Annotated in this window: 13 protein-coding genes and 2 tRNA genes; 4 read left to right on the forward strand and 11 right to left on the reverse strand. The window is 70.7% G+C overall.

What is annotated here, in order from left to right:
- Nucleotides 1-7: 7 nt before the first annotated feature.
- Together EV187_RS05890 and EV187_RS05895 are read right to left on the reverse strand one after the other, a co-directional pair.
- Nucleotides 8-1,663: an ABC transporter substrate-binding protein gene (locus EV187_RS05890; protein WP_207221743.1), complete on the reverse strand. Its 1,656-nt coding sequence runs from the start codon at nucleotides 1,661-1,663 to the stop codon at nucleotides 8-10.
- Between the two features lie 15 nt (nucleotides 1,664-1,678).
- Nucleotides 1,679-3,337 carry an amidohydrolase gene (locus EV187_RS05895; protein ID WP_242609450.1) on the reverse strand — a complete coding sequence of 553 codons (1,659 nt, stop codon included), beginning with the start codon at nucleotides 3,335-3,337 and terminating at the stop codon, nucleotides 1,679-1,681.
- Nucleotides 3,338-3,532: 195 nt separating this feature from the next.
- Here EV187_RS05895 and EV187_RS05900 point away from each other — a divergent pair, with 195 nt between their 5' ends.
- The 3 genes from EV187_RS05900 (at nucleotide 3,533) to EV187_RS05910 (ending at nucleotide 5,663) form a co-directional block, all read left to right on the forward strand.
- Nucleotides 3,533-4,225: a TetR/AcrR family transcriptional regulator gene (locus EV187_RS05900; RefSeq protein ID WP_165391118.1), complete on the forward strand. Its 693-nt coding sequence runs from the start codon at nucleotides 3,533-3,535 to the stop codon at nucleotides 4,223-4,225.
- A 40-nt stretch (nucleotides 4,226-4,265) separates the two neighbouring features.
- Nucleotides 4,266-4,727, forward strand: coding sequence for a methyltransferase family protein (locus EV187_RS05905; protein WP_130352014.1), 462 nt, complete (start codon nucleotides 4,266-4,268; stop codon nucleotides 4,725-4,727).
- A gap of 111 nt (nucleotides 4,728-4,838) precedes the next feature.
- On the forward strand, nucleotides 4,839-5,663 hold the full coding sequence (locus EV187_RS05910; RefSeq protein WP_130352015.1) for a CPBP family intramembrane glutamic endopeptidase: 825 nt from the start codon (nucleotides 4,839-4,841) through the stop codon (nucleotides 5,661-5,663).
- Nucleotides 5,664-5,778: 115 nt separating this feature from the next.
- Here EV187_RS05910 and EV187_RS05915 read toward each other — a convergent pair.
- From EV187_RS05915 to serS, 6 genes are all read right to left on the reverse strand, one after another.
- Nucleotides 5,779-5,867: transfer RNA gene (locus EV187_RS05915), tRNA-Ser, on the reverse strand.
- 85 nt (nucleotides 5,868-5,952) lie between these two features.
- Nucleotides 5,953-7,146 (reverse strand): LCP family protein, encoded by a 1,194-nt coding sequence (locus EV187_RS05920; RefSeq protein WP_242609451.1) that lies wholly within the window; start codon nucleotides 7,144-7,146, stop codon nucleotides 5,953-5,955.
- A 132-nt stretch (nucleotides 7,147-7,278) separates the two neighbouring features.
- A tRNA-Ser gene (locus tag EV187_RS05925) sits at nucleotides 7,279-7,363 on the reverse strand.
- A 120-nt stretch (nucleotides 7,364-7,483) separates the two neighbouring features.
- Nucleotides 7,484-8,752, reverse strand: coding sequence for an LCP family protein (locus EV187_RS05930; protein WP_130352017.1), 1,269 nt, complete (start codon nucleotides 8,750-8,752; stop codon nucleotides 7,484-7,486).
- Between the two features lie 59 nt (nucleotides 8,753-8,811).
- Nucleotides 8,812-9,666 (reverse strand): HAD family hydrolase, encoded by an 855-nt coding sequence (locus EV187_RS05935; RefSeq protein WP_242609452.1) that lies wholly within the window; start codon nucleotides 9,664-9,666, stop codon nucleotides 8,812-8,814.
- Nucleotides 9,663-10,931: a serine--tRNA ligase gene (serS, locus tag EV187_RS05940; RefSeq protein ID WP_130352019.1), complete on the reverse strand. Its 1,269-nt coding sequence runs from the start codon at nucleotides 10,929-10,931 to the stop codon at nucleotides 9,663-9,665. Before serS ends, EV187_RS05935 begins: the two co-directional genes overlap by 4 nt.
- Nucleotides 10,932-11,041: 110 nt before the next feature.
- Between serS and EV187_RS05945 the strand changes: the two genes are divergently transcribed.
- A complete protein-coding gene (locus EV187_RS05945; protein ID WP_130352020.1) occupies nucleotides 11,042-12,052 on the forward strand; it encodes a diacylglycerol/lipid kinase family protein in 1,011 nt (336 codons plus the stop codon).
- Here EV187_RS05945 and EV187_RS05950 read toward each other — a convergent pair.
- The 3 genes from EV187_RS05950 to pheA form a co-directional block, all read right to left on the reverse strand.
- Nucleotides 12,030-12,335, reverse strand: a complete 306-nt coding sequence (locus tag EV187_RS05950; protein ID WP_130352021.1) for a PEP-CTERM sorting domain-containing protein — start codon at nucleotides 12,333-12,335, stop codon at nucleotides 12,030-12,032. The genes EV187_RS05945 and EV187_RS05950 overlap by 23 nt on opposite strands.
- Nucleotides 12,332-12,988: a hypothetical protein gene (locus EV187_RS05955; RefSeq protein WP_130352022.1), complete on the reverse strand. Its 657-nt coding sequence runs from the start codon at nucleotides 12,986-12,988 to the stop codon at nucleotides 12,332-12,334. Before EV187_RS05955 ends, EV187_RS05950 begins: the two co-directional genes overlap by 4 nt.
- A gap of 80 nt (nucleotides 12,989-13,068) precedes the next feature.
- Entirely contained in the window at nucleotides 13,069-14,022 is a 954-nt protein-coding gene (pheA, locus tag EV187_RS05960; RefSeq protein WP_130352023.1) for a prephenate dehydratase, read from the reverse strand.
- Between the last annotated feature and the right edge of the window lie 73 nt (nucleotides 14,023-14,095).

The raw sequence follows: 14,095 nt of genomic DNA on the forward strand, positions 1-14,095 counted from the left end.
GATGCCGCTACCGGGCGCCAATGGTGGCCGCCCACGGGTAGTACAGGAACGCGATCGACGGCGCGACGCCCGTGATGCGCTCCCCGAGGAACAGGGGCATCGGACCGGCGTACAGCGGCAGCCATGGGAGCTGCTCGTTGGCGATGCGCTGGGCCTCGGCGGTCTTCTCGGAGCGAGCCGCGGGGTCGTCGATCGCGATCGCCTCGTTCACGACCTGATCGAACTCGGGGTCGGACCATCCGCCGTAGTTGCTGAACTCGCCGGTGCGCAGCACGCTGTACATCTCGAGCGGGTCGGGGCTCGACAGGTACCAGGACGTGTAGAAGAGATCCACGCCCTCGCGTGCGCTCGGGTCGGAGAAGAGCGCGGTGTAGGCGTTCGGCGTGATCGTCTCGATGGTGGCCTTCAGGCCGATCGACTCGGCGGCCGCGGCGGTCGCCTGCGCGATCACGTTGAAGTCGCTGCTGATCGGCGCGGTGACGAGCACGATCTCCTCGCCGACGACCCCGGCCTCCTCCACGAGCTGCTTCGCCGCGGCGAGGTCGTACGGATACTCCGCGAGGCCCTCGAAGGCCGTCGCGAGGCCGGCCTCGCTCGCTCCGACCCAGACGGACTCGGTCGTGAGCGCATCGGTCACCTCCCCGTAGCCCTTGGCGGCGGCGGAGACGATCCCCTCGCGGTCGAGGGCCATGAGCAGCGCCGCGCGCACGTTCACGTCGCCGAGCGGCCCTTCGAGATCGCTCACGATGAGGCTCGACACCGCCGTGCTCATGCCGAAGAGCATGTCGCCGACGCTCGAGTTCTCGAGCTGCGGAACCGCCTCGAACGGGACCATCCAGCCGCCGTCGACCTCGCCCGAGGCCAGGGCGTTGACGCGGGCATTGGCGTCGTTCATGAAGATGAACTCGACCTCGCCCGACTTGGCCCGGAGCGACTCGTCCCAGTAGTCGTCGTAGCGGGTGAGGGTGATGCGTTCGCCCGCCTTCCACTCCGTGAGGCTGAACGGCCCCGTGCAGTTCACGCCGCCGGTCGAGTTGCCGTAGTCGGCGCCCTTCTCGGCGAGGGTGGCCGCCGACTCGATGACGCCGGCCGAACCGCCCATCGCGAGGTTGAACTGCGAGTCGGGAAGCGACTCGGTCACGGTGACCTCGCGGTCGCCGGTCTGCTCGATCGAGGCGACGTTCTGGTACACCGAGTACCACGACGAGCCGACGGCGGGGTCGAGGTGGCGGTTCATGGAGGCGACCACGTCGGCGGCCGTGAGCGGCGTGCCGTCGTGGAATGTCACGCCGTCGCGGATCGTGTACACCCACGTCGTCGGCGTCGGATGCTCGAACGCCTCCGCGAGCCCGGGCGACAGCGAGTAGTCGGGGTTGAGCCGCAGCAGCGACTCGCACACGTTCGCGAGCACCTGGTTGTCGGCGTAGTCGAACGCGTAGGCGTAGTCGAGCGAGAAGGGCTCGGCGTAGCTCACCCACGAGAACGAGTCGATGTCGCCAGATGGGGCGTCGGTCGTGGCGGTGAGCTCCCAGTCGACGTTCGTGTCGGCGTCGGGTTCGGGGCCGGTGCAGCCTGCGAGCACGAGGGCGGCGCTGACGCCGCCGGCGACCATCGCGACGGTGCGACGAGCTCGCCGCCGGGCGGGGGTGGATGGGCTGGACATGATGCTCCTCAGGGGTCAGCTCGTGCGGGAGTAGGCGAGCTCGCCGTCGATCCACGTGGCGACCACGGTGGAGCGGTGGATCTCGCCTGCGGGGAGGCCGAACGGATCGGGGTCGAGCACGACGAGGTTCGCGAGGTACCCCTCGCGGACGTAGCCGGTGTCGTGGTCGCGGTGGTTCACGTAGGCGGAGCCCGAGGTGTAGGCCGCCATCGCGGTGGCGAGGTCGAGGCGCTGATGGGCGCCGCCGAGCGGCTCGGAATCCAGGCCGGGTGCGACCCGGGTGACCGCGATGTGGATCGCGTGCATCGGGTCGGCGCTCGAGACGGGCCAGTCGCTGCCCGCCGCGAGTCGGGCGCCGTTGCGCACGAGATCGCCGAACGGGTACTGCCGCGCCTCGGCGCCATCCTGCAGGAACGGGAGCGTCAGCTCGTCGATCTGGTCCTCGTGCGTGGCCCAGAGCGCCTGGATGTTGGCGACCGCCTCGAGGTCGGCGAACCGTGCGGTCTCGCGCTCCTCGACGACCTGCAGGTGCGCCAGGTGGTGCCGCCCGTCGGTGGCGCCGTTGGCCTCGCGTGCGGCCTCGACCGCGTCGAGCGCCTCGCGCACCGCACGGTCGCCGAGGGCGTGGAAGTGCACCTGGAATTCGGCGGCGTCGAGCTGGGTGACGATCTCGCGCAGCCGCTCGGGATCGATGAAGGAGAGGCCTCGGTTGCCGGTGTCGTGTCCGTGCACGTCGCGATACGGGGTGAGCATGGCCGCAGTCTGGTTCTCGGCCACGCCGTCGACCATGATCTTCGTCGTGCCGAGCGTGAAGCGCCCGTGGTCGAGCGCGGCGAACTCGGCGCGTCGGCGCACCATCTCGTCGAGCTGCTCGAGACCGCCCGCGCGTTCCCACCACTGGGCGCCGACGACGTGCACCTTCAACGTGCCCTCGGCCAGCGCGCGGCGGTAGACGGATGCCACGTCCTGAACACCCCCGAGGCCGGTGCCGACCCATGCGTCCTGCCATCCGGTGATGCCGAGCGCGATCAGATCCTCCTGCGCACGGAGCAGGCCGGCGTAGGCGAGGTCGGCGCCGATCGGCGGGCGCACGTGGTCGAACAGGGCGCCGGCGCCCTCGTGGAACGTGCCGGCCGGGGTGCCGTCGGGCTCGCGCTCGATGCGGCCGTCGGCCGGGTCGGGGGTGGACGCGTCGAGGCCCGCCGCCCGGATCGCCGCGGTGTTCGCCCACGTCGAGTGGTGGTCGCGGCTCATGAGCAGCACCGGCCGATCGGGCACGACCGCATCGAGCAGCGCGCGCACGGGCGCACCGCCCGGGAAGTGGTCCATCGACCAGCCGCCGCCCTGGATCCAGGCCTCGTCGGGGTTCGCGTCGGCGTACGCCTGCACGTGGGCGACGGCGTCGGCGGCATCCGTCGCCTCGGTCAGGTTGCACATGAGCAGCTCGACGCCGGCGCTCACCGGATGCACGTGCGCGTCCTGGAAGCCGGGGCTCAGCAGTGCGCCGTCGAGGTCGACCACACGAGTGTGCTCGTCGATGTGCGCGGATGCCTCGGGCTCGGGCACCACCGCAAGGATGCGGTCGCCCGCCACGGCCACCGCGTGGCCGTGCAAGGGCTCGCCGGTTCCGGTGAACACGGCTCCGCCGGTGAACAGTACGTCGGCTGCAGGCAACGGGCGCCCTCGCTTCCTCATCGAACGGGTCGGACTCGGCGAGCGTACCCATCGCCCAACACCGATGTCAACACCGTTGACATCGGTGTTGTCCATTTCGTTATGCTGGGCTTCCATCGCGTCCGCGACTGGCGCCCTGCCACAGGGGGTCGCGGGCGTGGCAGCATGGGCCATGACACGACGGGGGCGACACCGATGACGACTGCGACGCGATCCACCGCCGGCCGCGCGGGCCGCGGCGGAGGCAAGGCGCGCCTCGACCGCGACGCGATCGTCGCCGCCGGACTCAAGCTCGCCGCGCAGCCGGGCGTCGGCTCCGTCTCGGTGCGCGACCTCGGCGCCGAGCTCGGCGCCGACCCGACAGCCATCTACCGCCATTTCCGCGGCAAGGACGAGCTCATGCGCTCGCTCCTCGACGAGCTCATCGGCATGAGCCTGCAGCGCGTCGACGCGGAGCCCGACGACTGGCGCGGTCGGCTCACGCAGGTGGCCGTCTCCACCCTCGAGATGTTCGCGACCTACCCGGCGATCGGCGTCGAGGCGACGGTGCTCACGACCGGCGGTCCCCATGAACTCGACGTCATCGAGTTCATGCTCGACGCCTTCTCGCGCGCCGGCCTCGAGGGCGAGGATCTCGTGAGCCACTACGCGCTCATGGCGTCGCACACCCTGTCGAGCGCGGCGGGCATCGCCCGAAGCCGCAGCGAGCGCGGAACCGGGCCGTCGGCGCCCAGTCCGTGGATCGAGAGCCCGCTGCTCGTCGACCCGGCGCGGCATCCGCTCATCGCCTCGCTCGGGCCCAGGCTGCGCGCCCTCGACGACCGTGAGCTCTTCATGCTCGGCGTGGAGTCCGTGCTCGATTCGGCGGAGCGCGCGGGGGCGCGCTGAGGGCGGCCCCGGGTCAGCCGCCTCGGGCTACACTGCGGGAATGGCCGACGCGCCGGCATATCGGATCTGGCCGCCTGTGGCGCTTGGTGTTCCGCTCCTGATCGGCCTCGGCATCACCGCCGGGGTGGGCGACCCGATCGCGTTGCCGGTCACGCTCTCACGATCGGTGGCGGTCGTCCTCATCCTGGCCTTCGCCGTCTGGAACGGGTGGGCGATCTGGCTCATGGCCCGGCATCGAACAGCCCTGCTGCCCGGTGGCTCGACGCGCACGATCCTCGACCGGGGCCCGTTCGGGGTGAGCCGCAACCCGCTCTACCTGGGCCTGATCGCGTTGGATGCGGCACTGGCCTTGCTGTGGCCGTCGTTCTGGGCACTCGTGCTCACGCCGGTCGGCGTCGTGGCGTTGTGGTGGGGGGCCATCCGCCCCGAGGAGCGGTATCTCAGCGCGAAGTTCGGCAGGGAGTACGACGCCTACCGCGCTCGCGTGCGGCGCTGGCTGTAGTCATCCCGAAGCGGGATCGACGTGCTGGCTGGGCCCGACGACGTGCGTACCCGCGGGCATAGATTGAACGCAGGGCGGTGCGCCCGCACGGCTCCGAGCGAAAGGATCGGCATGACGGAGCACGACGTCACCTCGAGGTGGAGACGGTTCTGGGAACGGGGCGGGTGGTGGCGTTCGCTCCTGCTCGTGGTCGCCTACTACCTGCTCTTCCAGGCGGGCTCGTTGCTGTTCGCACCGCTGCTCGCAGGGGTCGACGACCCGGCGATGATCGTGTTCGTCGGCACGGCGCTGCCCATCGCGCTCGGCGGGCTCATCCTCGTCGCGTTCGGGTGGTCGACGGGGTGGCTCCGCGAACTGTTCGGGCCTCAGCCGATCCGCGGACGGGCCTGGATGTGGATCGCGGTTGCCGTCGTGCTCCTGTTCAACGTGCTGCGGTTCGCGACGGTCGACTACGGCGAGGCCGGAGCGGGCATGGTGATCGCCTGGTTGGTCGCGGGACTGTTCATCGGGTTCGCGGAAGAAGTCCTGACGCGCGGGTTCGTGGTGAACCTCATGCGCAAAGCGGGGTACCGCGAGATCGTGGTCGCCGTGGTCTCGGCCGCGCTGTTCGCGGTGCTGCATTCGGGCAATCTGCTGTCGGGGCAGTCGCCCCTCGCGACGCTGCTCCAGCTCGTCTACACCTTCGCGTTCGGGCTGTGCATGTACTTGGCTCTGCGGGTGACGGGAAACCTCATCTGGCCGATCCTGCTGCACGCGACCACTGACCCCTCGATCTTCCTGCAGACCACCTATCCGGCGGACAGCCCACTCACGGGCATCGCGGCATTGGGCAACCCGGCGGTCATCGTCACCGGACTCGTGCTCCTCATCTTCATCCGCGGCCGAGTGAGCCTGCCGGCCGGCCCGAACGTCACGAGCGATCGAGTGTCGGCATAGTCGAGAAGGGCCGGCGGGGCGGCCGCCGGCCCGTCTCGGCATGTCCGGTGTCATGGCCGGAAAGGAGAAGCCCCAACTGGACCGGAATTCCGGGCCACTTGGGGCTTCTCGTGAGCGGAGACGGCGGGATTTGAACCCGCGGTCCCCTTACGGGGACTCCACCTTAGCAGGGTGGTGCACTCGACCGGACTATGCGACGTCTCCTCGCGCATGCTCCCGCACACGCGACAGCAATCATAACCTGCGGATGCCGCGGATGACGATTCGGCGCCGGCCGCCCAGGTGGGCCCTACTGGTCGTCGAGGGTGCGACCGGCGGAGCAGCGGGTCTCAGCGGCGGTCTGGCCGGTGACGTCGGCGGGGAGCGCCTCCACGGTGGGCGCCGGAGCGGTCTCGGCAGGGGCCTCCTCGGCGGGGACCTCCTCGGCGGGGACCTCGGCCGGCGGCGCAGCATTGGGATCGGCCACGGTGCCGAACTCCGACTCGGCCAGCGCGGCCGGGTCGAAGGACACCGGGAGGTCGTTCTGCAGCGCCGTGCGCACGTAGTCGGCGGAATCGGTCGGGACGACCGCTCCGCCCCCGTCGGCGTAGGCGGTCGGGTACTGGATGAAGGCGATCTTGTTCAGGTCGGTGTCCTTCAGCGCCTTCGCGATGGAGATCATGCGAGTGGGGTCCATGAGGCTGTCGGAGAGCTGCATGTTCGCGAGCGCCGCCTTGGCGATCGAGTACAGCTTCACCGGATCGCCCAGCGTGCCGTTCGACTGCAGGGTGCGGGCGAGCGACGACAGGAACACCTGCTGGTTCGAGATCCGGGCGAGGTCGCTGCCGTCGCCCACGCCGTGGCGCGTGCGGAGGAACTGCAGTGCCGCAACACCCGAGAGCGTGTGGGTGCCCGCCTCGAGGAACGTTCCGGTGTACTCGTCCTCGATCGGCTCGGCGACGCAGACGTCGACGCCGCCCACGGCCTCCGACAGGCCGGCGACACCCATGAACTGCACGATGCCGGCGAAGGGGATGGTGATGCCGAGCTCGGTCTCGACGGTCTTCACGACGCATCCGAGCCCGCCGTGCGAGAGCACGGTGTTGATCTTCACGCCGTACTGCTCGGAGAGGGTGCTGCTCGGGTCCTCGGGGTCGGTGCACTCGGGTACGTCGATGAGCATGTCGCGCGGGAAGCTCACGACCGAGGCGTTCGTGTGGTCCTCGGAGATGTGCATGAGCATCGTCACGTCGTTGAGGACGGCGGTCTCCTCGTCAGGATCGCCGAACGCCTCGCCCTGGCCCTGACGGCTGTCACTGCCCACGACGAGCAGGTTGACCCCGCCCTCCATGGCGCCGACGTCGGGCACGCCCTCGAGCACTTCCTCGTTGCCGAGGGTCACGGTGGGCTTCACGGTGCTGGCCAGGTCCCATGCGGCATAGGCGGCGACGGCGGAACCCGAGATCAGGGTCACGGCGACGACGGATGCCGTGATCTTCGCCACGGTCCTCCATGCGCTGTGGGTCTTGAGACGTCCGTGGCGTGCCACAGAAGGGGTCTTCGCAGCGCGGCGCGAGCTGTGACGCAGGTCCTGGTTCAACCGGTGCCTCTCCTGTCTGTTCCGTGGTCGTATGCGCGGAGGGCGTGGGATTCGAACCCACGAGGCATTGCTGCCCACTGGTTTTCAAGACCAGCTCCATCGGCCGCTCGGACAGCCCTCCTCACCGGCACGCCGACGCCCCGTGAGGGGCGACGTCGCACGGGCAGGCCCCGATTCTAGCCGAAGCGCATTCCGACCAGCCTCCCAGCACACCCTGAGAGGGTCCTGAAGCGACCCGCCGTCAGCCCGCGTTGGCGGCCGAGCAACGGACTTCGGCGGCCGACTGTCCGGTCACGTCCTCGGGCAGCGCCTCGACGGGGGCCTCGGGCGCGACGGTCGCCGACGGATCCCCGGTGGCGGGCGCCTCGGGGACCGCGGGCTGTGCGTTGGGATCGGTCACCGTGCCGAACTCCGACTCCCCCGTGGCCGCCGGGTTGATCGCGACCGGGCGGTCCGCCTGCAGCGCCGCGTTCAGGATCGCGGAGGACTCGGCCGGCACGACACCGCTCCGATCGTCGGTGTAGCCGGTCGGGTACTGCACGAAGACGATCTTCGAGAGGTCGACGTCCTGCAGCGTGCGCGCGATGGACATGAGCTGGGCCGGGTTCTGCAGGGCGTTCGACAGCGTCATGTTCGAGAGCACGGCCTTGGCGATGGAGTAGAGCTTGATCGGGTCGCCGAGCGTGCCCGAACTCTGCATCGTCCGCATCAGCGAGGCGAGGAACGTCTGCTGGCTCGAGATGCGGCCGAGATCGCTGCCGTCGCCCACCCCGTGCCGGGTTCTGAGGAACGCGAGCGCGTCGATGCCGGTGAGGGAATGCGTTCCAGGGTCGAGATGCAGGCCCGTGTAGTCGTCGTCGATGCGCTCGACCACGCACACCTCGACGCCGCCGACCGCCGAGGAGAGCGCGGCGACGCCGTAGAACTCGACGATGCCGCCGACCGGGATCGTGACCCCCGTGAGCTGCTCGATCGTCGAGGCGACGCAGCCGAAGCCGCCCCACGAGAGCACCTCGTTCATCTTCGCGCTCGACAGGGACGGGAGCGGCTCGCCGGCCGGATCGTTCGGATCGGGGCATTCCGGCACCGAGACGTACATGTCGCGCGGGAAGCTCACGACCTCCACGTGCGTGTGGTCCTGCGAGATGTGCAGCAGCATCGTGACGTCGTTGAGCACCGCCGACTCCTCCTCGGGGTCGCCGAACGCGCCGTCCTCCGGCCGCTTGTCGCTGCCCACCAGCAAGAAGTTGAGCCCGCCCTCCATCGCACCGATGTCGGGCACGTTCTCGAGCACCTTCTCGTTCTCGAGCTCGACCGGGGGCTTCGCGGTCACGGACGCGACGAGGTCGACCGCCGCATAGGCGACGACCGCCGTGGCGCTCACGGCGAGCACGGCGATCACGGATGCCGCGATCTTCGCGTAGGTGGCGGCGGCGCCGTGCCGGGGCATCCGACCGTGCCGTGGAACGGCAGGCTCGACGGGCGGTCGCTGGTCGGTGCCGCCGATCATGTCGCCCCTCTCGACGCGCTGATCCTATCCGGCGCGGCTCGAAGCGGGGTGGAAGCGGGCTATGGCAGCGAGTCGAGCACCGCCGCCAGGCCCGCGTGGTCGACGTCGGCGGCGGTCTCGGCCGCGGCGGCGCGCACCTCGACGGGCGCCTGGCCCATCGCGACCGAGCGGCCGGCGGCGCCGGCCCACGTGAACATGTCGATGTCGTTCCGTCCGTCGCCCACCGCGATCACGCGGTCGAGCGGCACGTCGAGCCAGCCCCGCACCCGCTCGAGCGCCGTCGCCTTGCTGACCCCGTCGGGGGCGATGTCGAGCCAGGCGGTCCAGCCGATCGCGTAGCTGACCTGGTGCAGCCCCATCTCCTCGACGATCTGCAGGAACTCCTCGAGCTCGTGGTCGGGCGACACGACGACGACGCGGGTGGCGCGCTGGTCGAGCAGCTCGTCGAACCGCACCTCGCGGGCGTTCTCGAGGTTCCAGTCGCTCATGCCCTCGGTGTACAGGCGGAACCCGTCGGGCATCTCGACCATGAACCGGCCGCTCGGCAGGAACGTGCGGATGCGCTCGAGCACCGCGGTGGGGTCGAAGGTCTCGACGTGCACGCGGGTGTACCCGCCGGATGCCCCGTCGTCGCGCTGCATCGTGATCGCGCCGTTCGCGCAGACCACGTACTCGGGGTTGAGGTCGAGTCGGTCGAGCACGGGAGCCGTCGTCGCCCACGAGCGCCCGGTCGCGAGCGTCACCTCGTGACCGCGTTCGCGCGCGGAGAGGATCGCGTCGGCGACCCGCTCGTCGATCGACTCGTCCTCGTGCAGGATCGTGCCGTCGACGTCGAGCGCGACGAGCCACGGTGCTGCGGATGCCCCGAACTCGGGTGCTGGCTCGGGCATCGACATCGGCATCCGCTCGCTCATCGCGCGACGGGCTCGAGCACCTCGAGGCCGCCGAGGTAGCCGCGGAGCGCCTCGGGCACCACCACGGAGCCATCGGCCTGCTGGTGCGTCTCGAGGATCGCGACGATCCACCTCGTCGTGGCGAGCGTGCCGTTGAGCGTGGCCACCGGCGCCGTCCTGCCGCTCTCGGTGCGGTGGCGGATGTCGAGGCGTCGCGCCTGGAACGTCGTGCAGTTCGACGTGGAGGTGAGCTCGCGGTACGCCTCCTGGGTGGGCACCCACGCCTCGACGTCGTACTTGCGGGCCGCGCTCGACCCGAGGTCGCCGGCCGCCGTGTCGATGACCCGGTAGGCGAGGCCGAGCGATTGCAGCATGTCCTCCTGCCATCCGAGGAGGCGCTCGTGCTCGGCCTCGGCGTCGGCCGGGTCGACGTAGCTGAACATCTCGAGCTTGTTGAACTGGTGCACCCGGATGATGCCGCGGGTGTCCTTGCCGTGGCTGCCGGCCTCGCGGCGGTAGCACGTCGACCACCCGGCGTAGCGCAGCGGCCCATCGGAGAGGTCGATGATCTCGTCGGCGTGGTAGCCCGCGAGGGCGACCTCGCTGGTGCCCGTGAGGTAGAGGTCGTCGTCGGGCAGGTGGTAGATCTCCTCGGAGTGGGCGCCGAGGAAGCCCGTGCCCTGCATGATCTCGGGGCGCACGAGCGTGGGGGTGATCAGCGGCGTGAATCCCGCGGCGAGCGCGCGATCGAGGCCCATCGTCATGAGCGCGAGCTCGAGGCGGGCGCCGACGCCCTTCAGGTAGTGGAAGCGCGCGCCGGAGACCTTGGCCCCGCGCGCCATGTCGATCGCATCGAGCAGCTCGCCGAGCTCGAGGTGGTCGCGCGGCTCGAACGGGAAGGCCGGGATCTCGCCGACCTCGCGCAGCACGAGGTAGTCGTCTTCGCCGCCGGCCGGAACGCCGTCGATCACGACGTTGCCGATGCGCTGCACGGCCACGGTGAAGGCGGCCTCGGCGTCGTTCGCGCGCTGGTTGGCCTCCTTCACCCGCGCGGCGAGCTCCTGGGCCTGCGCGACCAGCCGGGCCTTCTCCTCCTTGGGAGCCTTGGCGACCTGCTTGCCGAACGCGTTCTGCTCGGCGCGCAGCGACTCGAAGTCGGTGATGGCGGTGCGGCGGGCAGTGTCCGCTGCGACGGCGTCGTCGACGTCGGCGGACGACTCACCGCGCAGCTCCTGCGAATGCTTGATCAGCTCTGGGTTCTCGCGAAGCAGCACGGGGTCGATCACGCGAGCCAGTCTAGCCCGGGGCATCCGGCCCGCTGCGGGCACGGGAGGCGCGGCGCCCCTGCACGACCGCACCCGGCCCGCACTCGGCAAGATGCAATACCGTGGGCTTCGTGGCGGCGAGAGCGAGGCGGGGAGCGGCGGATGCCGCGTCGGCACGCTCGCGCGCCGCGGTGATCTTCAATCCCACGAAGAGCGGCATCGACCTGCTGCGCGACGCGGTGGCGCGTGCGGAGGAGCGGCAGGGCTTCGAGCCATCGATGTGGATCGAGACGACCGAGGACGACCCGGGCAAGGGCATGGCGAGGCAGGCGCTCGAGGCGGGCGTCGATCTCGTGATCGCCGCGGGCGGCGACGGCACGGTGCGTTCGGTCGCGGCGGCCGTGCGCGGCACCGGCGTTCCGGTGGGGCTCGTGCCGCTGGGCACCGGCAATCTCTTCGCGCGCAACCTCGGCATCCCCGTGAACGACCTCGGCGACGCCGTCGTGCTCGCCTTCGCCGGACTCGATCGCGCCGTCGACGTGCTCGTCGCCGACGTCACGAGGCCCGACGGCAGCGACGAGATGCACGCCTCGCTCGTGATGTCCGGCATCGGCATCGACGCGGCCATGATCGCGAACACGAATGCCGACCTGAAGAAGCGCGTGGGCTGGCTCGCCTACGTCGATGCGGGCCTGCGCGCGATCCCCGCGTCGAAGCCGTTCCGCGTCGTGCACCGCACCGACGGCGGCCGGCATCACCGCTCGCGCGTGTCGAGCATCCTCGTCGCCAACCTGGGCTACCTCCCCGGCAACATCGAGCTCATCCCCGACGCCGAGATCGACGACGGCAAGCTCGACGTGGTCGTGCTGCAGCCGCGCAACATCCTGGGATGGCTCCTCGTGTGGCGCAAGGTCACCTGGGAGAACCGCGTGCTGCGCAAGTCGGCGCTCGGGCGGCAGTTCCTCGACCTGACGGGCGGCAGCCGGCGACGTGAGGTCGTCTACTCGCGCGGCCGGGCGGTGGACATCGAGATCGAGGCCGACCCCGAGGAGTTCGAGATCGACGGCGACGAGTTCGGCACCGTCGTGGCGGCCCGCTTCCGCGTCGATCCGGCCGCGCTCATCGTGCGCGTGCCGCGCTGACGTCGGCACCCGGCCGACCGGCACGGTTCGTGACCGCACCGATCACGATGACGCCGAGGAGCGCGAGCACGCCGACCAGCGTCGCCGGCTCGGGAACGGCGTTGGCGAATTGCACGAGGCGGAAGGCGGCGAGGGCCTCCTCCGTGACCTGTCCGCCGTTCCAGACCTGCCCGGTGTCCGACACGACGACGCGCACCGCCCAGACGTCCATGATCACGGCGCCGACGACGATCGCCGCGAGCGCCACGGCGGCAGGATTTCGCAGGAGTCGCACCACCGTCATGAGGGCTCCCGATGACGACGAGCCCAGCGAACCCCGGTCCACACGAGCATCGCGACGATGCCCACCAAGCCGCCCTGGACGAGCGCCGGCGCGACGACCCAGCCGACGTACTGCAGCCAGCGGTCCGACGGGCGGGCCCCGCCGAACGGATCCTCGGCCATGATCCCGGCCCACCAAAGCGCCCCGCCGACCACCACGGCGACCGTCGCGACCGCCCAGGCCGCGAGGAACCACGGGTCGGTCGGCGAGGGTTCGTCGTCGGTCTCCTCGAACATCGCCGACAGCTGGTCGTCGACGGCCGGCTCGTCCGTCACGGCGCGGGGGAATGGCGTGGCGCCCCGGTCGTCGGGCGCGACACGCGACGACGTCGCCACGGGCTCACGCGCCGACGTGGCCGGCAGGTCCGCCGACGAGCGTGGCGGCGCCGGGGCGGGGGTCGGGACGAGCACGGAGGCCCGGGCCGACGCGGATGCCGCGGCGGACGCATCCGGCTCGACCCGCCCGGGCGCCATGGCCGCCGGCGCACCGGCGCTCGCCGACACCGGCGTCTCATCGTCCGGCTCCGGCGCCTCGGCGGCATCCGGAACGTATCCGCGCTGGAAGCGTGGATCGAACCGCGGGTCGATCCCCGCCCGGTCCGTGGTCTGGCTCATCGCACTCCCGAGTCCTCAGCGTCACAGTACCGCCGACGACGCCGACGCGGGAGTCGCGGTTCGAGGACGGGCGGCCCGGATCAGTCGGGCTCGCCGCTGATCAGTCCCCGAAGCCAGTCGCGCGCCTCGATGAAGATCTCGTCGTCGAACCTCGAGTGGTACTCGATCGCGCGCTGGTCGGCCCTCGGGTACGAGCCGAGGAAGATCACGTTGGGGCTCGTGCGGCGCAGGCCGAGCAGGGCGTCGGCGACCCGCTCGTCGGCGATGTGGCCGTCGAGGTCGACCACGAAGCGATAGCGGCCGAGCTCGTCGCCGATGGGACGCGACTCGAGCAGCGACAGGTTCACGCCCCGCGTCGAGAACTGCTCGAGCATGGCGAGCAGCGATCCGGGCTCGTCGTCGGGCAGCTCGACGATGAGGCTCGTCTTGTCGGCGCCGGTGGGCTCCGCGAGCGCACGCGAGCGCGAGACGAGCACGAAGCGCGTGACCGCGTTGGGGTTGTCGCCGATGTCGCGCGCGAGCACGTCGAGGTCGAGGTGGTCGGTGATGCCGGGCGGTGCGACCGCGGCATCCGCCTGGCTGCCTTCGAAGAGGGATGCCGCGGCCTGCACGTTGCTGGTCGCGGGGATGTGCCCGTGGTCGGGCAGCTCGCGCTCGAGCCAGCCACGCGACTGCGCGTACGCCACGGGATGCGCGTTCACGATGTGCACGTCGCCGAGGGCGGTGCCGGGGCGTGCCACCAGCACGAAGTTCACGGGAACGAGGTACTCGCCGATGATGCGGAGCCCAGGCACCGTCGCGAGCGCGTCCTGCGTGGCGGACACGCCGCCCTCCACCGAGTTCTCGATCGCGATCATGGCCGCCACGGAGCGCCCGGTCGTGACGTCCGAGAGCGCCTCGCCCACGTTGTTCACCGAACGCCAGTGCTTGCCCGCTGCCTCGGGCACCTGCTTGAGCGCCGCCTCGGTGAAGGTGCCCGCCGGACCGAGGTACGAATACGTGTGCTCGGGCGGCGTTGGGGCGGCATCCGTCATGGACGCAAGCCTAGTGAGCACATGCGCGGCAGGCGCTAGCGTCGAAACGGACCGCAATCCCGATGCGAGGGGG

Source organism: Agromyces ramosus, assembly GCF_004216665.1.
GTDB lineage: Bacteria > Actinomycetota > Actinomycetes > Actinomycetales > Microbacteriaceae > Agromyces > Agromyces ramosus.